The organism is Pseudoalteromonas mucoides (assembly GCF_049257175.1).
Taxonomy (GTDB): Bacteria; Pseudomonadota; Gammaproteobacteria; order Enterobacterales; family Alteromonadaceae; genus Pseudoalteromonas.
Genome location: NZ_JBMMUC010000008.1, coordinates 137,026 through 162,484, shown reverse-complemented (window position 1 = coordinate 162,484; position 25,459 = coordinate 137,026). Strand labels below are relative to the sequence as shown.

Here is a 25,459-nt window from a genome sequence, read left to right as displayed (position 1 = left end):
AATTTTCATGAAAGTTAATCGCGTTGAAGTGTTTGATATCCATTGCCCTGAGCGTCCAGCGTGGACTCCTGTGTTTGTTCGTATTCATACTGACGAAGGTATTAGCGGTGTTGGTGAGGCGGGTCTTGCGTACGATTTAGGGCATAGTGCCGCTGCTGCGATGATCAAAGAAATGGCCGATGCATTTTTGATTGGTCATGACCCATTTCAAACTGAAAAGTTATGGTCGCGTATGCTGCGTGAAAGCTTTTGGGGTTTAGGTGGTGGTCCAATGGTTTATGCCGCAATGAGTGCTATTGATACTGCACTGTGGGACATTAAAGGTAAGGCACTTGGTTTACCTGTTTACCAGTTACTTGGCGGTAAAGTTAACGATAAGCTGCGTACTTATGCCTCACAATTACAGTTTGACTGGGATAGTGAATTTAAAGCCCTAGTACAACCACAAGAATATGCAGAAGCCGCTTTAAAAGCGATTGCAGAAGGTTATGATGCCGTTAAAGTTGACCCTATTCAGTATGATAAAGACGGGAACACGTATTATGATCGCACCAAGATCATTTCGCGTGCTGAAATGAAGTTATACCGTGCGCGTATGCAAGCTATACGTGAAGCGGTGGGTGACGAAGTCGATATTATTTTTGAATGTCACAGCTTACCGGGTGCGACATCTGCCATTCAGATCGGTGAAATAGCAGAAGAATTTGATTGTATGTATTACGAAGAGCCGGTTAACTATTTAAATCACTCATTACATGCAAAAGTTGCGGATAAGGTCGCTGTACCAATTGCAGGTGGTGAACGCTTATATAATCGTTGGGGTGTGCGTCCATACCTTGAAGATCAAAGCATTGACGTGCTCCAGCCTGATATAGGTTTATGTGGTGGTTTTACCGAGACTAAAAAAGTATGTGATTACGCCGATATTTTTGATGTAAGAATTCAAGCGCACGTATGTGGCGGCCCTGTTGCTACTGCAGCATCATTGCACTTAGAAACGGCTATTCCTAATTTCTTAATTCATGAGCACCATACTTATGCTATTAAAAAGTGGAACCGCGAATTATGCCTACAAGATCCACAACCAAAAAATGGCTTCTTTGAAGTATCAGAAGAGCCTGGTTTGGGTATTGAGCTAAATGATGAGATCGTGATGCGCTCACAAAGAGTAGAGATTAAATAAGCATCGAGTCGCGAGCTATGGGCCAGCGAGCTAAATTTAGCTCGCTGCTCATAGCGCTGATTAACTTTGAGCTTTGATAAGCTTAAAGTTATTCCTACTAATTCAAAATGTTAAAATTTTCCTAGAACCTAGTTATTATTCACTTTACATTTCACATCAGGCAATGGCTCTGTTGCTTTGCTATCTAAGTGACGTATAAAACATAAGTTATCTTTGATCAGCAGTTCAAACCTATCAGGCATATTCAACTGCTTGCCCATAATCGGGTTACCAAGTTCATCGGTTTTATTTACATTATCGACGACCATTAAACTACGTTTCATGAATACATCATCTGCAACGGCAATATTATCACTACGCATTAAGCGGGCTAATCCCTGTGCAATCAAGTCGCTCTGAGGCTTTTTCAAAAGCGCATGCTGCAGCTTGGGTGTAGGCGCCTCGCTATACGCACTGCAACCAAGTAGCAATAAACTAATACTGAGCAAAATGTATGGTAATTTTTTCATCTTTCGCTACCTGTTTTTTGCTTGAGGCAAGATTTTGTTCTGTTGAGCAAATGTACTTGCACGAGTATCGATTACCGCAGGTGTATCAGCCAACAGGGCAGGAGCAAAACCTTGTTGGCTAGCGGTTGATGTTGCTGTTGGGCAGCTTTGAGTTTCACGATAATTAAGAGCAGCTGCTAACAGTGCTTCATTTGGATCGCCTAATTGGTGGCTAAAGTCATCCGCTACAGCACAACCAGCTACACGTACCGGTAAGCGTTCATTATTCACCGTATTTTGCGGTGCAAAGCCATCAGAATATTCGCCAAAGCCTTTGTTGTTCTCACCTGTGAATTGAATGGTAAAATAGGTGGTGTTGCAGTTATCTGCAGGGTAAAAACCATAGGGCTTACCACAGGTGCCTGCGCCGATTTGGATCACTTCAATATCAATTCCTTGAAGCCCATTAATAATGGCTTCACTGGCAGAGCAAGTATTACTTGTGGTTAATAAATAAACTCGCTCTAGATTAAGAGAAGGTAAAGGTGTTCCTGGAGTGAGCCCCGGATTATCAGCAAAGCCAATAAACTCATCGGTAAACATCACCGGTTCTAACCGCTGCCCTGTGACAGGGTTAAATGTTGGGTGTTGATCATTAAAAATTGTGCGTTCAAAAATTTTATTGTTAGTATTCGCAGCACCTGCAATCATATAGCTTACTTGGCTTGCCATTTGTAAAAAACCACCGCCGTTGTAGCGAATATCAATAATTAAATCAGTGATATTACTGTTTTTTAGGGTATTAAACGCATCATATAATGGCTTTTCAGCAATGGCATTATGGCTATTAAACTGAAAATAACCCACACTGCTATTGGCAAGTGTTTTTACATTTGTAACTGGTTGTGATGTTATAGATTGAGCTGTTAAAGTGACCTCACGAACCTCTGAGGTCTCAATGTCTTTAAATGTAAAGTTGGTTGTTTTACCAGACTCACGAGGTGATAAGCCAGCATTAAGTATATCGACATCCGCTTGCGTGCTTGCATTTACAAAATCAACACCGTCTACTTCCAGTACTTCAAAACCACGGCTTAGGTTAGCATTACTTGCAGGGGTGTTAGTTTCTGTGTATGAGATTACAGCTTGGCGAGGGGCCGTTGCGCTAATTATCTTGAGCTTGAAGCCATAGCCAAAACTAACGCCTGATTGACTTTGGGCTTCCCACTCGGCTGTGGGGAGACTTGAGTGAAAATTGTCTTTATTAGCACCAGATTCCGTTATTTCTTTAGTCTTTAGAAGTTGAAAGTAGTCAGCTACGGAGTCGGTGAGAGCAGGGTCTCGGTCAATTATTTCGTCATACCATAAGTAGGTCTCATTACTCCATGAACGCAACCAATGTTTTTCATTTAGCGCTTGGCATTGCTGGGCAAAACTAGTTGAAGGCTCAAACACGCCTTCAGACCAGTCAATGGTTGTCGGTACTGGTATCTGAGTGTTATCAGTATTCGCTGTGCTGCCACCACCGCAACCAGTTAATACAGCTAGGGATAAGGCTGAGATTAGTGCTAAATTAAATCTTGATTGAGTCATCACACATCACTTTTTAGATACATCTTGTATAGAATATAGCGCCTTTTATTGATACAAGATAGTAAGTAAAAGGTTAAAGCTGATAAAAACGAAGAGCATTGGAGTAACTAAGTTGTTGCCATAAATCATGACTTTTGCATAACGAGAAGTGGCTGTGCCAAAGTTCACAATAGTTTTGTTGAATTTGGCAAACAGGAAAGTTACTAGCGAACATGATTCGCGTTTGGCCAAATTGCTGTAATATAAATTCAAAGCAAGCTTGCTGTTGTTGCTTATTTAAAGGCAGTAATTCAAATCCAGAATATTTGATATAAACATTTTTATTGTGGGCTAAATTATTGATGCCTTTTTGCCATAACGCTAATTGTTGTGGTAACCCAGCGTGATTTAGCACGAGTTTTAAGTGGGGAAGCTGCTGAGCATAATGAACAATTCTTTCGCTAATTAAGGTGTTTTCAAGCTCAAACTGAACTTCAAAGTGAAGTGCTTGTTCAGCTAAATAAGTAAGGTTCTCTAATGTATAAGGGTGTAATAGTCGAGAGCTGTCTTCGCCTTCTGTGATATCCCTAATACCGACAAGTGACGGGTGTTTTAAATTATTAATCGCTTTTTTAAACTCAACAGGATCAGAATCTATTTTCGCAAAACTAACAGCTCTATATTGCTGATTAGCTAAGTGTTTACTTAGCCAATCTAGTTCTCTAATGGGCTGTTGGTTATCGAACCCAGCTTCAATATGTACTAAAGCGGTTAGCTCAAATGGGCAATTTTTAATAAGGTCGTCAGGGGTTATCGGTTTTTTAATTTTCTCAAGATTAGGCCAAGGGGGAGGGTTATCTCCCTTTAGCCAGTTGTAGCAACCTTCATTTAGGTTAAAAAAATGCACATGAGGGTCAATGATTTTTGAGTGCATTTTTAATCCTCTTATTGCGCTGTATAGCCGCCATCAATATTTTGTAGGCTGCCTGTTATAAAGCTGGCGTTGTCGCTTGCTAAAAAAGCAACAAGCGCAGCAACTTCATCGGGTTGGCCTAAACGACCAAGCGGCTGCAAAGCACCTTCTTGTTCGACTATTTCAGCTTTATTCGCACCGCTTTTGGCGCAATATGCGTCTATGGCATTATGAAATAAAGGGGTTTCTATTGTACCTGGGCAAACGGCATTCGCTCTAATATTAAAAGCGGCATAATCTAGCGCTGTGGTCTTGGCCATAGATGCTAGCGCATGTTTGCTTAGGTTGTAAGCAAATGAGTTGGTTTTAGCTATATTTGCTTGGTCAGAAGCAATAAAAATAATTGCGCCATCTTGTTGTGCTTTCATGCTAGGCAAAACAGCCTTTACTGCAGCATAGGCCCCTTTAACGTTGAGGGCAAAAAGGTTGTCAAAAGTTGCTTCGTCAGTATCTTCAATATTAGCGCTTAAGTGCTTGCCAGCATTTGAAACGAGTACATCAATACGGCCTTGATCTTGGGCTATACGCTCAATAGTACGCTCTACATTAGCTACTTGACTAACATCACATTGTTGCCAGCTGCCAAATTCACCATCTTGAATGTCCAAGTTAAACACACTAAAGCCTTCGCTTTCTAAGCGCTGACATATAGCTCGGCCGATACCTAGGCTTCCGCCAGTGACGATTGCAACTTTTTTCATTTTATACCCTTAGTGGCTATGACCACAGCCGCCTTCGCTATGAACATGACCATGGGAAAGCTCTTCGCTGGTGGCTTCACGTACGGTTATAATATCGATATCAAAGGTAAGTGTTTTACCGGCAAATGGGTGATTTAAATCACAGTCAGCATTAAAACGACCTACTTTTACAATCGTTACTTGGTGTTGACCTTGGTTTGAATGCACCATGGCTGTCATGCCAGGCTTCCACACTTTTGTGTCACCTTGTAAGTGCTTAAGAGGAATGCGTTGGATAAGATCGTCAACACGCTCACCGTACGATTCACTTGGCTCAAGAGTAACCGTTAAGTTGTCACCAGCAGATTTGCCCTCAAGCGCGCTCGCTAAACCAGGCAACATGCCCTCAAGGCCGTGAATATAGCTTAATGGCTCGCCATTTTTACTGCTTTCAAGTTGCTCGCCAGCTTCACTTAAGGTGTAGTGAAACTCAACGGCTGAATTGTTACTGATTTGCATGCCAATCTCTTTTATTAAAGTTTACCAAAACGTCGATTTTACGCTAAATCATATTGATGTGAAACTAATGTGGCTGTTTTAAGGTTTTTTCTAACCCAGACAGCATTCCTTCATTATGAAGTTGTGAAACGGGCTTAGTTGCTTGTGGTAAATGTAAAACCAGCAATGAGCCAGGCTTTAAAATACTGGATGCACTTAGCTTATTCCACTGTGCTAAGTCTTTATGTGGCACATCGTATAGTTGGCTTATTCCCCAAATTGTGTCGCCAGGCTTTACTTGATATTCAATGGCAATTGTAGGAATTGCTACCTCGGTCTGCTCAAGGTATGGACTAATTTTATAATCGATAGTTAATGAGTCGGGCATAGTACGTGGCTGACCAACAATTAAGGCTTCGCCAATCCCTATTAGGTTGGAGGTTTTATTATTCATCATTTTTAATTTTTTAACTGAGAGGCCAAAACGCCGTGAAATGGAATATAAGGTATCGTCTTTCTTTACTATATATTCACCAGAAAAGTTATTTTTAAAAAACTGGCTGCGTAAAAGGCTTTGTTGCTCCAGTGGCAGTAACAGGGTGTGAGGCCCATCAGGAGAACTTTGATTTTTTAAATAGCCCGGGTTTAAAGTATGTAGCTGTTTACGGCCAATCCCTGACAGATTCGCTATTACTGAAAAATCAAACTGCTGGCCAACATTAAACTCGGTTGTGAGTGCTTTATTTGCTAATTTAGGACGCAGTAAGCCTTGCTGTGGATTTTGTACTAAATAGCTTAAAGCTAACAGTTTTGGTACATACTCAGAGGTTTCTTTTGGTAATTTTAAAGACCAGTAATCAGTACTTTTCCCTTTGTTTTTATTTTCAGCAATCGCTCTTTTTACGCGCCCTTCACCGCTGTTATAGGCGGCGAGTGCATGTAACCAGTTACCATCAAAACGCTTGTGCAAATATTTTAAATAGGCAAGAGCTGCATCTGTCGAAGCAAGCACATCTTGTCGCCCGTCATACCATTGATCTGACTTAATACCAAAATGATGGGCTGTTGCACCAACTAGCTGCCAAACGCCAACAGCTTGTTGCGATGAGCTAACGGTAGGTCTAAAGTCACTTTCGACAAAGGGAAGTAAGGCAATTTCCATTGGTAAATTTTGTTGTTCAATTTTACGAACAATATGGTAAAGATAAGGAGCTGCTCGTTTGTTAACTGTTTTTAAATAGTTGGGCTGTCTGATATACCATTTAATACGTTTATTAAGCGCTTTATTTAGATAGATTTTAAATTGTAGGTTCGTCGCTATGTGTTGCCATAAATCAGCATTTCTTTTTGTTACAGCCGTATTAGGGGAGTTAGTAGTTTGAGGTGTTGGCTGTAACTTTATAGTTGGTTTTACTGGGGCATCTGTTTTATTACTTACAGTAAGTACTGTTTTTTTTGAAGGCTCAAAGTGGTTAAAGATAACTGGTGCTGCTACGTCTTGTGCTTGACCATTTGCGGGGTCTGTTGTTTCACAACCTAACAACATAAATAGAGTAACAAATAGGGCAAACAAGTAACTGCGCATAAAAATCACCGAGAAATTGTCCTTTATAGAGTTTAGCACAACCTTGTGCGGGGGCTATTTTGACTGTTTAGCGCGCTTAAGTCCAGCTTGTAGAAACATTGGGTAAGCTTTAGCAGAGATGTCATCTGTGATGTACTGGTTAGCAAATTGTTCATTAAAGCTTTGTTGCAGTTGGGTTAAATCTTGCTCAGGGTTGTTTTGTACATGTTCTTGTATGGCAGTTAAAAAAGCGTGAGAGTGTTGTAGGTCTTTTATTGTTATCGGTTCACCGTGGCCTGGTAAAATTGTTTGTTCAATAGTGTTGGCAGCTAACTCAGTTAATAATTCTCGCCAGTCAGTTAAATTGCCGTGCCCTGGGTAAGGTAAATAGTCGACGATATCTCCACCGGCTAAAATAGTTTTTTGTTCGGCATAAAGCATTAAATCGGCATCAGTATGAGCTTGGTAGGCATTTATTGTTATAGGGTAATTGCCTAAATCAAGTGCAAGTGAGTCAGTGACTGCTAAAGCGGGTGATTTTAGTGTGTATTCTTGCCATCGCAGCAGTCGCACTTTTGCTAATTCAAGTTTATCACGCCAGGCAGCTTGCTTACTGTCAGGTTGCTTGGCTAAACGCTGAAAACTTAATTCAATGCTTTGTTGATATGTGTCTAGCTTATTATTATAAGCCAGTTGAAAATCTGTAAAGCTTGCCGCTAACTTTTGATGTGTAATTAATTTAGCATCTGGGTAATGGTGTTGTAATACGGCCATGCCAAGTAGGTGATCGTCATGAAAGTGGCTGGCGACTAAGTAACATAAAGGGACCTTAAGAGTGTGTTTTAGATGCTTAACAGTTGCTTCAACAGCCGAGAAGTTACCACTAGCATCAAACATTAATGCACAGTTGTCACCTTTAATAAGAATTTGGTTCGAATCATAAAACCGCAAGTTAGCGGACTGCTGAAAAAAATCGACGTGATTAGATATTTTTTGCCATTGAGCATGAGCCTGACTAATCGACAATAGGGTGCCTGCAAAGACTAAAAAACGAGTTAAACGAAAGCTGAGAAAATTGTTAGTCATCATTTATCCCTAAGGCAATTTAAGCAGATAAAAAACAAGCGCATAGTGCGCTTGTTTATTTATGAGTTGAGTCGCTTAAGTGTAAACTTAGTTTATCGATAAGCTCATCTTGTTGCTGTTGTGCAATGGCTTGTTGCTTTTGCACTTCTAACAATTCGTGACTGATGTTCAGTGCCGCCATAAGTAAGGCTTTTTGATCATTTCGTACTGTAGAGCGTTGTTTCATTTGCTCTACTAAATCATTGAGGTGCTTTGCAGCAGCAATCAGTGCTTCTTCTTGGCCTTGTGGGCAAGCAAATTGCTGCTCTTTGCCAAGTAGCTCAACAGTGACCCGCTGGTTTTGCAACTCAGACATTAGCTAGCCTGTTGGGCGCTTTGCAACTTCTCTAATAGGCCGCTTAGTGTTGAACTAGTGTCCTTTTGTTTTTCTTCGCTATCAAGTACTTCAAGTTGCAAAGTTTCATTTTCATCAATTAGCTTACTGTTTTTTTCTGTCAGGCTCGTAACCTCAGCTTGCAGCTCATTATTGCGGCTGATAAGTTGGTCGATCAGTTGTTCGAGTTGAGAAAGAGTTTCGTTGTTCATAAAGGCGCTCATATAACTGTTATTAATAACTAGCAAATGTAAAGCAAAGTTACTTTATATGCCAGCATTTACGCTTGTTTTAGCTGATTTTTATTTACTGTTAAGGGATAATTCAGCTCATCAGCTTTTTTGTTCAGAATTGGTTCACAGAGTTAGGTGAAATAAGTGTTTTAGTGAATGGTGTTTTAATTTCAACTGAAACTCGTATCTTGTTATAGCTTGCGTATAATGAAGCCTGATTACAGCTTTTATCATTTAGCTTATAGCGAAACTAAAATTATGCTCAGTTACAGACACTCATTTCATGCCGGAAATCCAGCGGATGTACTTAAACACTTAGTACTAGCACAAGTGTTAAGTTATCAAACAATTAAAGATAAGCCACTTGATTATATTGACACTCACTCAGGGGCGGGTTTTTTTGAATTAGCATCGGCTGATGCGCAAAAAACGCAGGAATTCCAAGATGGCATAGCAAAGCTTTATCAGCACAGTAGTGAGCACGAAGCTTTAAATGATTACATCGCATTGATCAAGTCTTTCAACGAACAAGGCGATCTTGCTTTTTATCCTGGCTCACCAAAAATAGCCGAGCACTACTTGCGTCGTCAAGACAAAGGCTGGTTTTTTGAGTTACACCCGAGGGATCTGGTGTTACTTGAAGAAAACATGCTGGGCAAGCGCTCAATCCGTGTTCGCGGTGAAAACGGTTTTGCGGGACTAATTGGTTTATTACCTCCAGCATCACGCAGAGCCTGCGTATTGATTGACCCACCTTATGAAATCAAAGACGACTACGATACAGTTGTTAAAACGTTAGTTAAAGCTCATCAGCGCTTTGCTACGGGTACTTATATGATTTGGTATCCAGTCGTTGATAGAGAGCGTATTGATCATATGGAACAGGGGCTTATAGCCTCTGGCATGCGTAATATTCAATTATTTGAGCTTGCTACACAAGCTGATACTGACGTACATGGTATGACAGCCTCAGGTATGATTGTTATTAACCCGCCTTGGAAATTAAAACAAACCATGGATGCCGTTTTGCCTGAATTAGTGGACTTGTTAAGTGACGCCAGCGGCTTTTATCGCAGCGAACAGCTAGTTGAAGAATAGCTAACCAGAGCTCAGGTTAACTAGAAGTTTTTTACTGTTTGAAAGCGCCCAATTTTGCTTGGGCGTTTTCTATGCAAGAGCCTAATTAAAGTACGTTGTTTGGAATGTAGCAGTGACTTCACCTGCCGCATCTTTCATTGTGAGTGTCTCACCCTTAATAGTAAACTCAGTTGCAGTGTCCAGTACCGCTGACATCGTGCTTTCAACATCCATTTGCTCAATACACATTTTTTGCGTACTTGCTAATGGCTTAAAAGTAAGTGCTTGTTCACTAACTTCATAGCTGCCAGTAAAGTTATTACACCCTAAAAAGCCATGAGTTGTGCCATCGGCTTTAAACTGAATAAAAGGCTCTTTGGTTTTTACCTCTACAGCTTCATCATTGAAGCTTACTGCTTTCCAGTAAGTGTTCGTCAGGGTTACGTCAGGCTTAGTTGCAGAAGCTTTTGATACAACAACTTCATAAGGTTGATCTGTTTGCTGCTGTGCAAAAGGGTCATTATTGGTTGTGCTAATGTAAAGTAATTGGCCTTGGTTCTCGATACGCGCACTAACACTATAGCGATGGCCCGCTTTAATTTTTGACTGCTCATATTGCAGCGACACATCATACGGAGGGCCCCCATTAAGCTCTATGGTCTGCTCACTAATAACATCTGCTTTAACGTCCATTTTAGACACATCAGAAAGCTTAACGGTCAATACGGAGCCTGGGCGTAACATACTACGGTCTAAATAAGTTACTTGTGTGTTAAGAGTCGCCATTGTTTTTTGCTCTGTTGCATTGTCGGGTGTTTGCTCCTGAGTACAACCTGATAGAGCAATGCTTGCGGTTAATAATGCAAGACAGCCTAATGATGATTTTTGTAATGACATAAAGTTTCCTTGAATGAACTAAAGTTTGCAGCACTATTTACTACAAACGCTATTAAATATATTCCTTCGGCGCTTAATATTAGCTTAATCCAACAAAAAATGGGCTAGCAGCCCATTTTTTATAAAAACTTTAATGTTAGGGTTTGTGGACCCTGGAAGATCAAATTACTTTTTTACATATTTAGTCAAAATCACAATGCGCTGACCGTCTACGCGTCCTTCAATATGCTCAGGATTACTGGTTAAACCAATATTACGCACAGCAGTGCCGCGCTTTGCAACTAAGCTACTTCCTTTTACATCAAGATCTTTGATGAGTGTTACAGTATCGCCAGCCTGAAGTACGACTCCATTACTATCGACATGCTTGATATCATCATCTTCTGCTAGTACTTTTTGTGCCCAAGCAAGTGTGTCTTCTTCAAGATAAATCATATCTAGCGCATCTTGCGCCCAACCATTATCAGGTGCTAAGCGGGTTAGCATTCTATAAGCAACAACTTGAACGGCCGGTGTTTGGCTCCACATGCTGTCGTTTAAACAGTGCCAATGAGTAGGAGTTAACTCGACGGTTGCTTCAACCTGGTCTTTGCAGGTCTGACAGGTGTAAATACATTTATCTGAATGAGCTTCGTTAACTGGTGGTACTTCGTATACAGATAGGTTCTCGGTTGCACTACACAGTTCACACTGGTTATTACTGCGTTCTACTAAGGCTTTTTCAATGCTCATATCTTGAGGCTCTTTTAGTCTTTAGCTAAGGGGGAGCGAGCATTATACCTAATTAGGACTTTGATGAGAATATGCCCTTGTTTAAAGTGTGGGTATTTTGTTAATTATATCGATATACTTTTGTTCAATACTACTAATTGTGCCTTCTTGATGCAGTTGTTTGATAGCTTGGTTAATCTGTGGAAGTAGGTGGCGATACTTATGTAAAATACGTATGCGGAGAAAACCATCGGAGTGGGCAGCTCCAAGAGCCACCTGTACCCCTAACTCCTTTGACCAATATAAAGCAGATAACTCACTAATTATAACGACCTCGAGCCGTTGACGTTGTAACGCTTGTATTAGCTCTTTTTCAGAAGGGAAATCCACGCGAATAAATTCATCATCGTCATAGTAATAATAGCCCATTACTGTGCCTACATTTTTTCCATTTATGGCAGCTAAACTTTGCCATTTTTTAGTGTGCTCAGGTAATGACACTAAATACTCAGGCATTTGAAAAAGAGGTGCAGAGTAAACAAAAAGAGGATTATTACGTTCGTGTTTTGATAACCATGCGGTACTAATTATATCAAAATCAATTTTACCAGTAGTGAGCGATTTTATTGTGCGCTTTGCGGGTAAGACAACATGTTCGCCACGAATATTGGCGGTGTTGAGGAGCTGTTGTACTATTTCAGGAAAGATACCGGGTAAGTCAGAATCACCAGTATAGAAAGGAAAATAATTTCCAGAGCCAGTTAAGTTATATTTTAAGGTTACAGGTTCATCTGCTAATGAAGGTTTGCAAAACATGTAGCAGGCTATTAAAAAGTAATACTTAATGGAAAGCTCCTTACTCTACTGCAAAGCAATTATGGCAAACTAGTTTAATGACTAATTAATACAGCTAAAGTTATTTGAGAGTGTATCTTTTGAATTAGCCTTTTTAGTGTTGTTTATATTTCTACTTTTGGCAAATTATAAGTGGGTGCAAGCTTTCAAAAATTCACTATACTGAAGGAATATAGAATAATAATTTAGTTACTCTGGGCGACTAAAATTATTAGCAGGAATAAAAATGCCGAACACAAAAATAACAAAAACAGTACCGACTATGGTAACTCAGTATATTGCGCGCCAGCCCATTTTTAATGTAGAAAAAGGCATCTTTGCATATGAACTTTTATACCGAGACTCAGCAAATAATGTATTCCCCGTTGGTACTACCGATGGGCAAGCAACAGGACGACTTTTTTTTAACGCATTAATGTTAATTGGGATTGAAAAATTAACAGCCAACCAATGCGCATTTATTAATTTATCTACGGATGCTTTGCTTGAAGATTTTCCAAAACTTTTACAACCAAGAAGTGCAGTAATAGAAATAGTAGAGCGCGCAGATAATATAGCTAAAGTAACTAAGCGTGTTAAAGCATTAAAGCAAGCAGGTTATCGTTTTGCGCTAGACGATTATGACGGTGATGAAAAGTGGGAGCCATTACTAGAGCTCGTAGATTACATTAAACTTGAAGTAGAAGAGCCTCTGATCAAAACGAACATGATGCTTAAAAAGCTCAAGCGACGCTTTCCTTACGTTAAAATTATTGTTGAACGCATTGAGACCCATGAACAGTTTTTAATGTTAAAAGCTGCGGGGTGTGATTATTTCCAAGGGTTCTTTTTTGCCCGCCCAGAAATGCTTAGCTACCATAATATTGAACCCTCTAAGCTGGCTGTTTTTGATTTATTACGTTGTACCTCGCGCCCAGATTTGAATTTTGATGAAGTACACCAGCGTGTCGCAAAAGATGTTGGTTTAACTGCACGTATACTTAAATTGGTTAATGCGCGTTCTAAGAGCCAAAACTTAGTTATTACCTCAATTTCGCAAGCTGTGATTTACTTAGGTGAAGATGCCATACGACAGTTTGTCAGGGTGTTGGCTCTGAGTGAGCTGGGAGTTGATAAACCTACTGAGTTGACTAAGTTAGGGTTGATCCGTGCTCATTTTATGCAGCTTATGTTGGAGCCTGGGGGCAAAGACATGTCTGAGCAAGGTTATTTGGTTGGTTTAATGTCGGTGCTTGATGCTATTTTAAATGTGGAGCTGGGTGTGATTGCTCAAGAATTTAGCTTAGGGGATGAGCTTTCCAGTGCTTTGCTGAATTTTAACGGTATGTTGGGAGCAACATTGCAACTAACTCGCAGTGTAGAGGAAGACAATTGGCCTTTAGCTGAAAAGTTGCTAGAAACCATTCGCCCAGCGTCCAGCATGGAAGTTGTGTACAACGCCATGCTTAGTGCTCGTCAGTATGGTGATGAAGTGTTAGCATCAATTATTGAACAAGAATAGTCACTTAAGTATGATGCGTGATTATTATTAACGTGACTTAAGATATTCCATGCGTTTTTTATTACCAGTTACCACTATTTTAATTGCCTTAGCGTTATTAATTCCTGGAGTTACTCAGCCAGTTTTGACTCTAGAGGGTAAGATTGATAAGTCTAAACTAGCTCAAACAGGTATCGAGATGCTGGCAGATGAAGGTGATCGCAATACCCGTAATATATTAGCAATGGCATCAAGCATGCTAGGGCTCGATAAACTGGAAGGTGAAATTAGTGCGTATAAAAAAACACGCAGTATTTGGGGCACGGTGACTGAACTTGCCAATAATAAAAACTATTTAGTTGCAGTGCTGGTGGCGTTGTTCTCTATTGTCATTCCAACTTTAAAGTTACTACTGCAACTGATTTATTTATTTTTACCGGTGAATAGTTTTAAGCGAGTACTCGGCTCGACTGTGCAACGCATTAGTAAATGGAGTATGGTTGATGTGTTTGTCATTGCTTTAATCGTAGCTTACCTAGCAGGTAATGCCGATGGACAAATGGGCGAACTTATCATTATGCACGCAGAGTTTGGCGCCGGTTTTTGGTATTTTACCGGGTATTGTTTATTCGCGATCGCCGCCAGTAATTTAATTAAGATTGAACCAAAAAACGGCTAAAAGATTGTGTTAACTAACGAGTTACCATAAAATTCGCTAGAACCTAGAACCTAGAACCTAGAACCTAGAACCTAGAACCTAGAACCTAGAACCTAGAACCTAGAACCTAGAACCTAGAACCTAGAACCTAGAACCTAGAACCTAATTTATAAAAGGCTACTTTTTGCAACGTATTCAGCTTAGTTTATTGACCATCGTATTGTTACTCACTTTAGTGGGCCAAGCCGTTGCGTCTGTAACTATGAGTTGTGAAATGCCACACATGAGTCAGTCACAGTCAAGCATGACGGATAGTCATAATATGCATCATGATATGTCCGCTGGCATGATGAATATGGATTGTTGTAATGATGATACAACAGCCAATCAAGAATGTAGCTGCCCAGTTAGTGCATGCTCTGCACATTCAATGCTGAGTATGGATGGTTTATTTACCACACTATTATCGCCGTCTGAAAAAGTACAACTTCACACCCCGCAAGATCAACACCGAATAGCCAGTTCGTTATACCGTCCTCCTATGCCTGCTTAATTGCAGGATAGGTGCGTCTAAAATTTATATAAATCACCTTTTCTGCCTCTAAATTTAATCTTTTTTTTAATTTTAGTGGAGTAAGTGATGAATCACTTCGTAGTACTTAAAGCCAGTTTTTTAGCGCTTTTGCTAACAACGGCAATCTCAACACACGGTAATGAACTAAGCCTTGATGAAGCACTTAACGTTGCGCTTAACAATGAGCCTTGGTTAACAGCCAATAAGTATCAGCAAGCAGCAGTGCAAGCACAAAGCCTAGCAGCGGGCACTTTGCCAGATCCCATCTTAACAGTTGGGCTAATGAATCTTCCGACCGATGGCTTTGCCTTTGATCAAGAAGGAATGACCCAACTTAAGGTGGGCGTAAGCCAAATGTTTAGTCGTGGTGATAGCCTTGAGCTGAAGCAGCAAGCTTTAGCTCAATCAGCTCAGCAATATCCTTGGCTACGTGCCGATAGGCTTGCGCAGGTTAAAACCATCGTCATTGAATCTTGGCTCAATGCGTACCGAGCGCAGCAGAGTATCGCGCTGATTGAGCGAGATAAAGGCCTGTTCACACAATTGATTGATATTACCGAATCGAGTTATGCAAGCTCGGTTGGGAACACTCGTCAGCAAGACATCATTCGCGCGCAGTTAGAGCTAACTCGCCTTGAAGATAAACTTGTAATGCTTGAACAGCAATTTGAAAGTGCTAAGAAGCGCTTATCGCAGTGGCTACCAATGAACATGTTAACTCAACCTGTTAGCACTAACCGTACTGACATAATGCCACTGGTTGATTTTGAAAAACTAGAATTTACCAAGTTAATACCGCTGTTAATGACGCACCCTGCAATTGTGGCAATAGATCAAACCGTCATGGCTAAGCAAACCGAAATAGATGTTGCCAAGCAAGGTTATAAACCGCAGTTTGGCGTAAATATGGGCTATGGCTATCGCGATGATACGCCAATGGGAGAGTCTCGTGCTGATTTGTTTTCGGTGGGTATTAGTATCGATTTACCGCTGTTTACCGACAATCGTCAAGACCAACAAGTTAATGCTGCTATTGCCATGGCAGAGTCGGTGAAAACAGAGAAATTGCTAGCACTACAAAGGCTCAAAGGGATGTATTTTAAAGAGTTTAGCCAGCTTGCACGGCTACAACAACGGGATGCGCTTTATCAAACTAAGTTATTGCCACAAATGGCCGAACAAGCACAGGCTACGCTGAATGCTTATACTCGCGATGATGGTGAGTTCTCAGAAGTTATGCGTGCTCGCATCAGCGAACTCAATGCCAAAATCGACGCTTTAAACATCCAAATTGATCAACAAATTATTATTGCTCGCTTGAATTATTATGCCAGTAGCAAAGATTCTGCGGTAATGACAGAGCTACTAACAGGAGAGCATGATGAACACTAATTTAAAATTGCTTATCGCAGTGTTGCTCGGTGCTTGTATTGCGTCGGCTGGCTTTACTTTTATGAATGACTCAACAAACTCCACAGCCGCTAAGGTAGAGCAAATCCCCTTGTATTGGGTTGCGCCTATGGACAGTAATTATCGTCGTGACGAACCAGGCCTTTCGCCAATGGGAATGGAATTAGTGCCTGTTTATGAAGAAAATAAGAGCAGCGGCCAAGATGGTCCCGGTGCGGTGGTGATTTCTCCTGCTGTGATCAATAACCTTGGTGTTAGAACCACTAAAGTGCAATTAAAATCATTGCAAACTAAAGTCAAAACAGTGGGCTTTGTACAATATAACCAAGATGAGTTAATCCACATTCATCCGCGAGTAGAAGGTTGGTTAGAAACGTTGTTTATTAAAGCCGCAGGCGATCAAGTTAAGAAGGGGGAGCCGCTATATACCTTGTATTCACCGCAATTGGTGAATGCCCAAGAAGAGTTTGTTCTGGCAGTTAATCGCAATAACCCAGTACTTATTCGTGCTGCCAAAGCGCGCTTAAAAGCATTGAATGTATCGGATGGTTTTGTTGAGCGCTTACAAAAAAATAAAAAGGTGATGCAAAATATTACCTTTTATGCACGCCAAAGTGGCGTGGTCGATGAGCTTAACGTTCGTGAAGGTTTTTATGTAAAGCCCGGCACTTCAATGATGAGTATTGCTCAGCTTGATGAGGTTTGGGTAGAAGCCGAGGTATTTGAGCGTCAAGCACAACTAATCGAAGTGGGCTTACCGGTTACCATGACCCTTGATTATATTTCCGGGCAAAGCTGGCGAGGTAAGGTTGATTATATATACCCAACCCTAGATGCCAAAAACCGTACGCTGCGGGTTCGTTTGCGCTTTAATAATGAAGATCATCAACTAAAGCCCAACATGTTTGCACAAGTGAGCATTCATACTAAAGCCGCACAGCCGCAACTTATTGTGCCAAAAGAGGCGGTGATCCGCACCGGCTCCCAAGATCGTGTTGTTATCGCTTTAGGAGAAGGGCGCTTTAAATCAGTGGCAGTAGAGCTTGGCCGCAGTGATAACCAGCATGCCGTTATTTTAGCGGGTATTAAAGCAGATGATGAAGTAGTAACGTCAGCGCAATTTTTATTGGACTCTGAATCCAGTAAAAGCTCTGACTTTAAACGTATGCAAACACCAGAAGCCATCACTAGTGTATGGGGCAAAGGCGTGGTGAATAGCATCATGGCTGGTCACCGTATGGTTAATATTAGTCATGAACCAATGGAAGAATTGGATTGGCCTAGTATGACTATGGACTTTAGCGTTGCCGATAGTGTTGATTTTCAGGCGCTACAAGCAGGGCAATCGTTGCATTTTGAATTGACTAAACAAGCCGATGACAACTATCTGATAAGCGCTATTCATATTATGGATTCAACCCATATAATGAATGAGGCTGATAATATGGCCACGGTAACAGGCACTATCAATACTATTGATAAAGAGAAACGGATTGCCAATATCAGCCGCGGCGCAATTAGAAAATGGAACCGAGGTCCTGCAACTATGAACTTTATATTTGCTGAAAATATTGATTTAAGCCACCTTTCAGCGCAGCAGAAATTGGCATTTACCTTTAGTGTGCAAGCGGGTGAATTTGTGATCCAGCGCATTGACGTTGCATCAAACATGCAATCTCACAGTGGTCACTAGGGGGCTTTATGATAGCAGCAGTTATTCGTTGGTCCGTTACTAATCGCTTTTTTGTTTTGTTACTTACAGCAATTTTGATCGGTGGTGGTTTATTTGCGGTAAAAAATACCCCCGTAGATGCTTTACCTGATTTATCCGATGTACAGGTAATTGTTAAAACCTCATACCCAGGACAAGCCCCGCAAGTAGTGCAAGATCAAGTCACCTTCCCGCTTACCACTGCCATGCTCTCAGTACCTGGAGCACAAACAGTGCGGGGCTTTTCATTTTTTGGTGACTCTTACGTGTATGTCATCTTTGATGAAAAAACTGATCTGTACTGGGCGCGAAGCCGAGTGCAAGAGTACTTAAGCCAAGTGGCTAGTCGCTTACCCGATACCGCAACCGCAGAGTTGGGTCCAGATGCTACCGGTGTTGGTTGGGTTTATTTATATGCGCTGGTGGATAAAACCAATCAGCACGACATTAGCCAACTACGTAGCTTGCAAGATTGGTTTTTAAAGTTTGAATTGCAAACCGTACCAGGCGTGTCAGAGGTGGCTTCTGTAGGTGGTATGGTTAAGCAGTACCAAGTCAATGTAGAGCCAGATAAATTACGTGCTTATGGAATTCCACTGAGTTTGATTCAAACCGCAATAAAGCAAGGTAACCAAGAAATGGGTGCCTCAGTGGTAGAAATGGCCGAAGCCGAATACATGGTAACCAGCACCGGTTATATTAAAAGCGTGGCTGATTTAGAAGCTATACCGCTGGGTGTCAATGCCAATGGCACACCGCTACAGTTACGTGATGTTGCCGATATTCGCCTTGGCCCACAAATGCGCCGAGGCATCGCTGAGCTAAACGGTGAAGGTGAGGTTGCAGGTGGCGTAGTGGTAATGCGCTATGGCGAAAACGCACAAAAAACCATAGAGCTGGTAAAAGCAAAGCTCGAATCACTCAAGAAAGGCTTGCCCGATGGGGTAGAAATCGTGCCAGTGTATGACCGTTCTAATCTGATCAAAAATGCAGTAGATAACCTCACCAGTAAACTGCTCGAAGAGCTGGTTGTCGTCGCATTGATTTGCGTCGTGTTTTTATTTCATGTGCGCTCATCCTTAGTGGCGGTTATTACTTTACCGCTGGGGATTTTAACGGCGTTTATCATCATGTATTGGCAAGGTATTAATGCCAATATTATGTCGCTGGGCGGTATTGCCATTGCCATAGGTGCAATGACCGATGGCGCGATAGTGATGATTGAAAACATGCATAAGCACATGGAAAAAAAACCATTAACGGATGAAAACCGTTGGCAAGTGGTGAGCGATGCAGCCAGTGAAGTCGGCCCCGCGCTGTTCTTTAGTTTAATGATCATTACCGTTAGTTTTATGCCTGTGTTTATTTTAGAAGCACAAGAAGGGCGCATGTTTGCTCCACTGGCGTACACTAAAACCTATGCAATGGCGGCATCAGCAGGTTTGGCGATCACTTTAGTGCCAGTGCTGATGGGTTATTTTATACGTGGCAAAGTCATTTCAGAGCAAAAGAATCCGGTTAATCGCTTGCTAGTGAATGCTTACAAGCCTCTGCTTAATACGGTATTGCGCTTTCCTAAAATGACTTTAGTGTTAGCTGTGGTGGTAGCGATTATTGGTTTTTATCCAGTGAATAAAATTGGTAGTGAATTTATTCCGCCGTTGGATGAAGGCGATTTAATGTATATGCCGACCACTTACCCAGGCTTATCGATTGGTAAAGCGCGGGAGATTTTACAACAAACCGATAAGCTCATCGCCACAGTGCCAGAAGTGTTAACGGTATTTGGTAAAGTCGGGCGGGCAGAAACGGCCACCGATCCTGCGCCATTGACTATGATCGAAACCTTTATTCAGCTTAAGCCTAAAGAGCAGTGGCGCGCAGGTATGACGCTAGAAAAGCTGAAAAAAGAACTCGACGACTTAGTGAAGTTTCCAGGCCTGACAAGTGCGTGGGTTATGCCAATCAAAACCCGTATTGATATGTTAGCAACAGGTATTAAAACGCCGGTAGGCATTAAAGTCGCGGGGCCAAATTTGAATGAGATCCAAAAAATTGGCCAGCAGATTGAAGTATTACTTAAAGATGTACCCGGTACGGCTTCCGTTTACTCTGAGCGCGTAGCGGGTGGACGGTATATTAAGGTGGATATCAACCGCGAAAAAGCCGCTCGTTATAGCTTAAACATTGCTGATGTGCAGCAAGTGGTCGCTACAGCGATAGGGGGCATGAATGTAACCGAAACGGTCGAAGGGCAAGAGCGTTATCCGGTAAACCTACGTTACCCACAAGATTACCGCGATTCACCTGAAGAGCTGATGTTATTGCCCATCGTCACCCCATCAGGTCAGCGGATAGCGCTTGCAGATGTGGCGGATGTATTTATTGAAGACGGCCCACCGGGGATAAAAAGTGAAAACGCACGCCTAAATGGTTGGAGCTTTATTGATATTGATGGCATTGATATTGGCAGTTATGTAGATAATGCGCGCCAATTACTGGACGAAAAGCTAGTGCTACCAGCGGGTTACTCAATAACTTGGGCTGGGCAATATGAGTACATGGAGCGCGCCAAAGACAAGCTCGCCTATGTATTACCACTGACCTTAGCGATTATTATTGTGCTGTTGTATCTTAACTTTCGAAGCTTTGTTGAAGTAGCCATAATAATGGCCACCTTACCGCTGGCAATGATAGGCGGTATCTGGCTCATGTACTTAGAAGGCTTTAACTTCTCAGTCGCCGTGGGTGTGGGGTTTATTGCCCTTGCTGGGGTCGCGGTGGAAATTGGCGTCATTATGCTGGTGTATTTAAACCAAGCCTACAATGAAAAGTGCGCGCAAGCACAACAAGCCGGCACAACGCTTAGTTTTGTAGAACTTAAGCAAGCCATAGTCGAAGGCGCAGGCCTGCGAGTACGCCCAGTGATGATGACCGTCGCAACCATAATCATCGGATTGCTCCCCGTACTTTACGGCACAGGCACCGGCAGCGAAGTAATGAGCCGCATCGCCGCCCCCATGGTCGGCGGCATGTTCAGCGCCATCGTTCTAACCTTGTTAGTGCTACCCGCAGTGTATTTGTTATGGCGTAAGCGGGGTATCAGCTCATAGCCTATAACTTTTACCTAAGGTGTGTAACTTGTACTGCTTTATAGTTTATAAGTTACACGATATGCTTATTTAACCTTGATTTTTAAGGTTTTTTGTTTTGGCATAGATCACGCATTGTATTGATGAATAACGTTAGTTAATAAGGAATGCACATGCAAGTTAAAACAATACAACAAGTATACGATTGGACAGTTTTGTTTCACACCCAAATGGCGGCGAATTTTTATAGCGTTAAAGATACTTTAGATGAGCATAATAAAATGCTGGTTGAATACTACCTTAAGTATGAAAAAAAGTTAGCAGAAGATCTTGTGGGCTTTAAAGCTATTACGGAAATTAACACCCTTGATACTTATTGTTATGAGTATTTTGCTGAAAACCCTGAGTTGCTTACTTTTAATGATCTGAACAAAGATAAGCAAGTAGATGAACAAGTAATTCAAGCTTACTTAACGACCCAACATCAAAAAGTTATCGATTTATATGAGTATTTATTAGGGCGTGCTGAGACAGAGCACGGTAAAGAAAAACTACAGCAATTACTGGAGCTTGAGCAGCAAGGTGTAAAGCAAATGATGCAAAGCTCTAACCGTCATATGGATATGTAAGTTTATAAGAGTTTGGATAGCGTAACGCTATCCAAACGTCCTATACAAAGTCGATTAAAAAACCGACCTTTTTCAGATAGCGTTGCTCTTGCTGTAAATCAGCTAAAAGCAAAGTTTGCTCTGCTAACCAGCCAACCGGAAATTGCAATAACATGCTGCTGCCTTTCACCGTTACTGCCAATTCTTGGTTTTGACCACTCAAGCGCTTTTGGTTTAATAAAACAGCCAATCTTAGTAATACTATCAGCTGCAATATTTTAAAATGTGGCACAGACAGTAAATTAGGGAATTCTTCTAGGCGTATTTTTTTGCGATAAAAGCGGATCATACAACTTAATAATGTTTGCTGTTGTTGAGTAAACCCCGGAAGCTGGCTATTTTGCACAACATAAGCACTGTGTTTATGTAAACCAGATGAGTTAATACTCAAACCGATTTCATGTAATTGTGCTGCCCAGCCTAGCAGCTGACGATTATCCAATGAATCCAATTGCCACTGAGTTTGCACTTGCTCAAATAACCAGTCAGCAGTAACAGCTACTCGTCCAGCATGTACTTTATCAATAGCATTTCTTTCACTTAAGTTCGCAATTGTATTAGTACGAATATCCTTAAGAGCCAGCTTTTGTTGCATTTCATGCAGTAGACCTTCACGCAGGGAAAAGTCGCTGTAGTCCATCTCTTTAATGGCAAATAACTCAAAAATAGCAATTAGTATGGCCAAGCCACCACAAATACTTACTTGGCGCTCTGGGCTTAAGCCTGTGATCAATAAGTTATCAATGGTTTTAGCGGCTATAAACTGCGTTTTTAGTTCTTGTAAACGCTCTAAAGTAATGTTTTTTTGTTCTGGATCATTAGCACTTATCATCGCCAGAATTGACTTAATCGTGCCTGATGTACCGACAACTGAGCCCCAACCTGCACTAATGTAGTTAGCGTAGATAATCTCAAGCTCTTGCTCTGCTTTTATTTGTGCTTTCTTAAAGCGCTTTTCACTAATGATGCCATCAGCAAAAAATTGCTTGGTATAGCTTACACACCCCATGTTGCGGCTAGCTAGCAATTTATGTTTAAAGTTTTTACCGATGATAAGTTCAGTACTACCTCCACCAATATCAATAATTAAACGGTTCTCATCATGGTGGATATAGTGGGCAACGCCTTGATAAATTAAGCGGGCTTCTTCTTGACCAGATATAACATCTATATGATATGGAAACACTTTGCTCGCTTGAGTTAAGAACGAGTTAATGTTTTTAGCGCGCCTGAGAGTATAAGTGGCTGCAATTTTTACATTACTCTCTGGGAAATCTTGTAATGTCGCGGCAAATTGCTTTAAGACTGCCAAAGCTCTATCAGTAGCGGCCTGACTTAATTGAAATTTATCATCTAAGCCATCAGCTAAGTACACTCGTTGCTTTTCTTTATGGAGAATTTGCAAAGAGCCATCTACCTCTCTTGCTACCACTAAGTGAAAACTATTTGAGCCTAAATCAACGGCAGCAATTGAAGGATAATCATTCATTGTTATAATTATGTTCCCATTTTTTTAGGTGATCATAAATCGCTATTTGTGAGCGAATTTTTTTACGGTTACCACGTTTAACGTAGTTATTTTTTTGCTCACTATCGATAATGCGCGCTTTGGTACGGTCTTTAAATTGTAGCTCAATTATATCAATGATCAGCTGTTTTAGCTTTTCATCATAAATAGGCACACCCACCTCAACACGATGATCTAAATTACGAGTCATCCAATCTGCAGATGAAATATAGACTTTTTCTTCGCCATTGTTACCAAACACCATCACCCGTGGGTGCTCTAAAAAGCGGTCAACAATACTAATAACACGGATATTATCGCTAAAGTTACTTAAACCAGGCACTAAAGAGCACATACCGCGCACGATGATACGAATTTTAACACCTTTTCGTGCTGCTAGGTACAGGCAGTCGACCAACTCTTTATCAACCAAGTTGTTTATTTTTATAGTTATTTTACCGCTATGGCCATTTTCTACATGTGTCACTTCTTGGTTAATTAAGCCTTTGAGTACTTCACGGGCATTGACTGGCGAAATCATCAAATGGTCAAATACAAAGGGCTTATAACTGTTTTGTATAAATTTGAAAACGTTGTCACTCTCATCACAAATACCGGTGTGTTTAGTAAATAAACTAAAGTCCGTATAAATTTTTGCGGTTTTTTCGTGAAAATTTCCTGTGCCTACATGCGCGTATTTTACAATTTGGCCTTTTTCACGGCGATGTATAATGCATAATTTACTATGTACTTTTAATGCAGGAATACCAAAAATAACTTTAATGCCCGCAGCACTCAGTACCTTCGCCCATTCAATATTGTTTTGCTCATCAAAGCGGGCTTTTAACTCAACCATTACGGTGACTTTTTTACCGTTTTGAGCTGCATTTATTAAAGCTGAAATTAAGCGTGATTTACTGGCTACGCGATAAATGTTTACTTTTATCTGTGTAACTTTTGGATCAAACGCTGCTTGGCGTACATACTCAAGCAAGTGATTAAAGGTGTGATATGGGTAATAAAGCAATATATCTTGTTTGCTGATTGCGTCAAACACGCTGGCGTGATTATTAAAAGCAGTGCTTTGCAGTGCTGGTAATTTTTTATTTTCTAAATATTGGCGGCCAATATTGGGAAAACTAATAAAATCTCTAAAGTTACGATAACGCCCGCCAGGAATAAGGGCATCATGATGAGTTACACCTAAACGCTTTTTCATTACTTTGAGCATAGATTCAGGCATGGCTTCATCATACACCAGTCGCACAGGCTCTGCGTATATTCGCTGCTTTAGGCCTTTAGACATTTTATCTAAAATACCTTCTTCTAGCTCATCATCAAGGTTGTATTCAGCATCACGAGTGAGTTTGATTGCATGAGCTTGGATTTCATTAAAACTAAAAAAACTACTAAAAACATCATTTATAAAAAACAAAATAATGTCATCAAGCAATACAATGGTTTTATGTCTACGGGTTTTTTCAGGGGGTAAGATCACAAATCGAGGTATGCGATCAGTTGGTACTTCTAACATTGCATAGTGGCTTTTATCACTGAGCATCTCCACGAACAAATAGGTCATGGTATCGTTTATATGATCAGAGTAATCTTTATTCTCATCCAGCATTATAGGGGCAATATGCTGTAGTACGTTGTCGAAAAAGAATGTTCTTAACCAATTGATATGAAATGCACTGAGCTTTTCAGGACGGTCGACATGAATGTTATGTTCGTTTAAATCAACCAGTATTTGTTGGTGTATTTGATTGAATTTTTTACCTAGCTGTAAAACTTTTTGCTGGATTTGGGTAAGCAGTAGCTCGTCTTCATCAAAGTTCGTATCAGGGAGCTTATTGAGTAAAATACGGCGTTTTACATCGGCAACCCTGACTCTAAAAAACTCGTCTAAGTTATTCGAGAATATCCCTAAAAAGCGCATGCGTTCGATGATCGGGTTGTTTTTATCTTTCGCTTCTTGCAATACGCGCTCATTAAATGAAAGCCAACTTAGTTCAGGGGCAAAGTAATTTATTGTTTGCGGCAAGTCAGTGCAAGCATTCATGTTCTATTCCTTTATTTAAAGCTAACTAAAAGATAGAACAAGAAGATGACACTAGCATGACAAACATGTCATTTTTATTACATGCTTGTCATGCTAGAAATAGGTGA

General features: G+C 40.9%; 23 protein-coding genes. 9 read left to right on the top strand and 14 right to left on the bottom strand.

Translation table 11 applies throughout. From position 1 onward, the window contains the following. Positions 1 to 7: 7 nt before the first annotated feature. Positions 8 to 1,183, top strand: a complete 1,176-nt coding sequence (locus AAEU30_RS10920; protein WP_421960533.1) for a mandelate racemase/muconate lactonizing enzyme family protein — start codon at positions 8 to 10, stop codon at positions 1,181 to 1,183. 128 nt (positions 1,184 to 1,311) lie between these two features. Here AAEU30_RS10920 and AAEU30_RS10915 read toward each other — a convergent pair whose 3' ends face one another. From AAEU30_RS10915 to zapB, 9 genes are all read right to left on the bottom strand, one after another. Continuing rightward, positions 1,312 to 1,692, bottom strand: a complete 381-nt coding sequence (locus tag AAEU30_RS10915; protein WP_421960532.1) for a hypothetical protein — start codon at positions 1,690 to 1,692, stop codon at positions 1,312 to 1,314. Positions 1,693 to 1,698: 6 nt separating this feature from the next. Continuing rightward, positions 1,699 to 3,264 (bottom strand): S41 family peptidase, encoded by a 1,566-nt coding sequence (locus tag AAEU30_RS10910; RefSeq protein WP_421960531.1) that lies wholly within the window; start codon positions 3,262 to 3,264, stop codon positions 1,699 to 1,701. 73 nt (positions 3,265 to 3,337) lie between these two features. Next, positions 3,338 to 4,177 (bottom strand): amidohydrolase family protein, encoded by an 840-nt coding sequence (locus AAEU30_RS10905; RefSeq protein WP_421960530.1) that lies wholly within the window; start codon positions 4,175 to 4,177, stop codon positions 3,338 to 3,340. An 11-nt stretch (positions 4,178 to 4,188) separates the two neighbouring features. Continuing rightward, positions 4,189 to 4,917, bottom strand: coding sequence for an SDR family NAD(P)-dependent oxidoreductase (locus tag AAEU30_RS10900; protein WP_421960529.1), 729 nt, complete (start codon positions 4,915 to 4,917; stop codon positions 4,189 to 4,191). Positions 4,918 to 4,926: 9 nt separating this feature from the next. Further along, on the bottom strand, positions 4,927 to 5,415 hold the full coding sequence (locus AAEU30_RS10895) for an FKBP-type peptidyl-prolyl cis-trans isomerase (protein WP_421960528.1): 489 nt from the start codon (positions 5,413 to 5,415) through the stop codon (positions 4,927 to 4,929). A gap of 64 nt (positions 5,416 to 5,479) precedes the next feature. Next, complete coding sequence (locus AAEU30_RS10890) at positions 5,480 to 6,979, bottom strand: transglycosylase SLT domain-containing protein (RefSeq protein WP_421960527.1); 1,500 nt, start codon at positions 6,977 to 6,979, stop codon at positions 5,480 to 5,482. 54 nt (positions 6,980 to 7,033) lie between these two features. After that, positions 7,034 to 8,047 carry an MBL fold metallo-hydrolase gene (locus AAEU30_RS10885; protein WP_421960526.1) on the bottom strand — a complete coding sequence of 338 codons (1,014 nt, stop codon included), beginning with the start codon at positions 8,045 to 8,047 and terminating at the stop codon, positions 7,034 to 7,036. A gap of 52 nt (positions 8,048 to 8,099) precedes the next feature. Further along, positions 8,100 to 8,399, bottom strand: coding sequence for a cell division protein ZapA (locus AAEU30_RS10880; protein ID WP_421960525.1), 300 nt, complete (start codon positions 8,397 to 8,399; stop codon positions 8,100 to 8,102). Next, positions 8,399 to 8,629 (bottom strand): cell division protein ZapB, encoded by a 231-nt coding sequence (gene zapB, locus AAEU30_RS10875; RefSeq protein WP_087533381.1) that lies wholly within the window; start codon positions 8,627 to 8,629, stop codon positions 8,399 to 8,401. Before zapB ends, AAEU30_RS10880 begins: the two co-directional genes overlap by 1 nt. Before the next feature lie 279 nt (positions 8,630 to 8,908). Between zapB and AAEU30_RS10870 the strand changes: the two genes are divergently transcribed. Continuing rightward, positions 8,909 to 9,748: a 23S rRNA (adenine(2030)-N(6))-methyltransferase RlmJ gene (locus tag AAEU30_RS10870; protein WP_421960566.1), complete on the top strand. Its 840-nt coding sequence runs from the start codon at positions 8,909 to 8,911 to the stop codon at positions 9,746 to 9,748. Positions 9,749 to 9,829: 81 nt separating this feature from the next. On the opposite strand, the gene AAEU30_RS10865 is transcribed toward AAEU30_RS10870, so the two are convergent. The 3 genes from AAEU30_RS10865 to AAEU30_RS10855 all read right to left on the bottom strand — a co-directional run bounded on the left by AAEU30_RS10865 (position 9,830) and on the right by AAEU30_RS10855 (position 12,151). Further along, a complete protein-coding gene (locus AAEU30_RS10865) occupies positions 9,830 to 10,624 on the bottom strand; it encodes an META domain-containing protein (protein ID WP_421960524.1) in 795 nt (264 codons plus the stop codon). A 165-nt stretch (positions 10,625 to 10,789) separates the two neighbouring features. Then, complete coding sequence (locus tag AAEU30_RS10860) at positions 10,790 to 11,356, bottom strand: PhnA domain-containing protein (protein WP_087533369.1); 567 nt, start codon at positions 11,354 to 11,356, stop codon at positions 10,790 to 10,792. A gap of 81 nt (positions 11,357 to 11,437) precedes the next feature. Continuing rightward, a complete protein-coding gene (locus AAEU30_RS10855) occupies positions 11,438 to 12,151 on the bottom strand; it encodes a substrate-binding periplasmic protein (protein ID WP_421960523.1) in 714 nt (237 codons plus the stop codon). A 265-nt stretch (positions 12,152 to 12,416) separates the two neighbouring features. Here AAEU30_RS10855 and AAEU30_RS10850 point away from each other — a divergent pair, with 265 nt between their 5' ends. From AAEU30_RS10850 to AAEU30_RS10820, 7 genes are all read left to right on the top strand, one after another. Beyond that, positions 12,417 to 13,691: an EAL and HDOD domain-containing protein gene (locus tag AAEU30_RS10850; RefSeq protein ID WP_421960522.1), complete on the top strand. Its 1,275-nt coding sequence runs from the start codon at positions 12,417 to 12,419 to the stop codon at positions 13,689 to 13,691. Between the two features lie 49 nt (positions 13,692 to 13,740). Next, entirely contained in the window at positions 13,741 to 14,349 is a 609-nt protein-coding gene (locus AAEU30_RS10845) for a paraquat-inducible protein A (protein WP_421960521.1), read from the top strand. Between the two features lie 163 nt (positions 14,350 to 14,512). Next, positions 14,513 to 14,881, top strand: coding sequence for a hypothetical protein (locus AAEU30_RS10840; protein WP_421960520.1), 369 nt, complete (start codon positions 14,513 to 14,515; stop codon positions 14,879 to 14,881). A gap of 87 nt (positions 14,882 to 14,968) precedes the next feature. Further along, positions 14,969 to 16,294, top strand: a complete 1,326-nt coding sequence (locus AAEU30_RS10835; protein ID WP_421960519.1) for a TolC family protein — start codon at positions 14,969 to 14,971, stop codon at positions 16,292 to 16,294. After that, a complete protein-coding gene (locus AAEU30_RS10830) occupies positions 16,284 to 18,005 on the top strand; it encodes an efflux RND transporter periplasmic adaptor subunit (RefSeq protein ID WP_421960565.1) in 1,722 nt (573 codons plus the stop codon). Before AAEU30_RS10835 ends, AAEU30_RS10830 begins: the two co-directional genes overlap by 11 nt. Positions 18,006 to 18,013: 8 nt before the next feature. Beyond that, on the top strand, positions 18,014 to 21,136 hold the full coding sequence (locus AAEU30_RS10825; protein WP_421960518.1) for an efflux RND transporter permease subunit: 3,123 nt from the start codon (positions 18,014 to 18,016) through the stop codon (positions 21,134 to 21,136). 152 nt (positions 21,137 to 21,288) lie between these two features. Further along, positions 21,289 to 21,744 carry a hypothetical protein gene (locus tag AAEU30_RS10820; protein WP_290210315.1) on the top strand — a complete coding sequence of 152 codons (456 nt, stop codon included), beginning with the start codon at positions 21,289 to 21,291 and terminating at the stop codon, positions 21,742 to 21,744. 40 nt (positions 21,745 to 21,784) lie between these two features. On the opposite strand, the gene AAEU30_RS10815 is transcribed toward AAEU30_RS10820, so the two are convergent. Continuing rightward, on the bottom strand, positions 21,785 to 23,272 hold the full coding sequence (locus AAEU30_RS10815; RefSeq protein WP_421960517.1) for a Ppx/GppA phosphatase family protein: 1,488 nt from the start codon (positions 23,270 to 23,272) through the stop codon (positions 21,785 to 21,787). Continuing rightward, the gene (gene ppk1, locus AAEU30_RS10810; RefSeq protein WP_421960516.1) at positions 23,265 to 25,352 is read right to left on the bottom strand and encodes a polyphosphate kinase 1; all 2,088 of its coding nucleotides are present in this window, start codon (positions 25,350 to 25,352) and stop codon (positions 23,265 to 23,267) included. The genes AAEU30_RS10815 and ppk1 overlap by 8 nt, the downstream gene beginning before the upstream one ends. Positions 25,353 to 25,459 lie beyond the last annotated feature (107 nt).

Coding starts and splice junctions, on each gene's coding strand:
- AAEU30_RS10920 (WP_421960533.1), top strand. CDS start 8: ATGAAAGTTAATCGCGTTGAAGTGTTTGATATCCATTGCCCTGAGCGT.
- AAEU30_RS10915 (WP_421960532.1), bottom strand. CDS start 1,692: ATGAAAAAATTACCATACATTTTGCTCAGTATTAGTTTATTGCTACTT.
- AAEU30_RS10910 (WP_421960531.1), bottom strand. CDS start 3,264: ATGACTCAATCAAGATTTAATTTAGCACTAATCTCAGCCTTATCCCTA.
- AAEU30_RS10905 (WP_421960530.1), bottom strand. CDS start 4,177: ATGCACTCAAAAATCATTGACCCTCATGTGCATTTTTTTAACCTAAAT.
- AAEU30_RS10900 (WP_421960529.1), bottom strand. CDS start 4,917: ATGAAAAAAGTTGCAATCGTCACTGGCGGAAGCCTAGGTATCGGCCGA.
- AAEU30_RS10895 (WP_421960528.1), bottom strand. CDS start 5,415: ATGCAAATCAGTAACAATTCAGCCGTTGAGTTTCACTACACCTTAAGT.
- AAEU30_RS10890 (WP_421960527.1), bottom strand. CDS start 6,979: ATGCGCAGTTACTTGTTTGCCCTATTTGTTACTCTATTTATGTTGTTA.
- AAEU30_RS10885 (WP_421960526.1), bottom strand. CDS start 8,047: ATGATGACTAACAATTTTCTCAGCTTTCGTTTAACTCGTTTTTTAGTC.
- AAEU30_RS10880 (WP_421960525.1), bottom strand. CDS start 8,399: ATGTCTGAGTTGCAAAACCAGCGGGTCACTGTTGAGCTACTTGGCAAA.
- zapB (WP_087533381.1), bottom strand. CDS start 8,629: ATGAACAACGAAACTCTTTCTCAACTCGAACAACTGATCGACCAACTT.
- AAEU30_RS10870 (WP_421960566.1), top strand. CDS start 8,909: ATGCTCAGTTACAGACACTCATTTCATGCCGGAAATCCAGCGGATGTA.
- AAEU30_RS10865 (WP_421960524.1), bottom strand. CDS start 10,624: ATGTCATTACAAAAATCATCATTAGGCTGTCTTGCATTATTAACCGCA.
- AAEU30_RS10860 (WP_087533369.1), bottom strand. CDS start 11,356: ATGAGCATTGAAAAAGCCTTAGTAGAACGCAGTAATAACCAGTGTGAA.
- AAEU30_RS10855 (WP_421960523.1), bottom strand. CDS start 12,151: ATGTTTTGCAAACCTTCATTAGCAGATGAACCTGTAACCTTAAAATAT.
- AAEU30_RS10850 (WP_421960522.1), top strand. CDS start 12,417: ATGCCGAACACAAAAATAACAAAAACAGTACCGACTATGGTAACTCAG.
- AAEU30_RS10845 (WP_421960521.1), top strand. CDS start 13,741: ATGCGTTTTTTATTACCAGTTACCACTATTTTAATTGCCTTAGCGTTA.
- AAEU30_RS10835 (WP_421960519.1), top strand. CDS start 14,969: ATGAATCACTTCGTAGTACTTAAAGCCAGTTTTTTAGCGCTTTTGCTA.
- AAEU30_RS10830 (WP_421960565.1), top strand. CDS start 16,284: ATGAACACTAATTTAAAATTGCTTATCGCAGTGTTGCTCGGTGCTTGT.
- AAEU30_RS10825 (WP_421960518.1), top strand. CDS start 18,014: ATGATAGCAGCAGTTATTCGTTGGTCCGTTACTAATCGCTTTTTTGTT.
- AAEU30_RS10820 (WP_290210315.1), top strand. CDS start 21,289: ATGCAAGTTAAAACAATACAACAAGTATACGATTGGACAGTTTTGTTT.
- AAEU30_RS10815 (WP_421960517.1), bottom strand. CDS start 23,272: ATGAATGATTATCCTTCAATTGCTGCCGTTGATTTAGGCTCAAATAGT.
- ppk1 (WP_421960516.1), bottom strand. CDS start 25,352: ATGAATGCTTGCACTGACTTGCCGCAAACAATAAATTACTTTGCCCCT.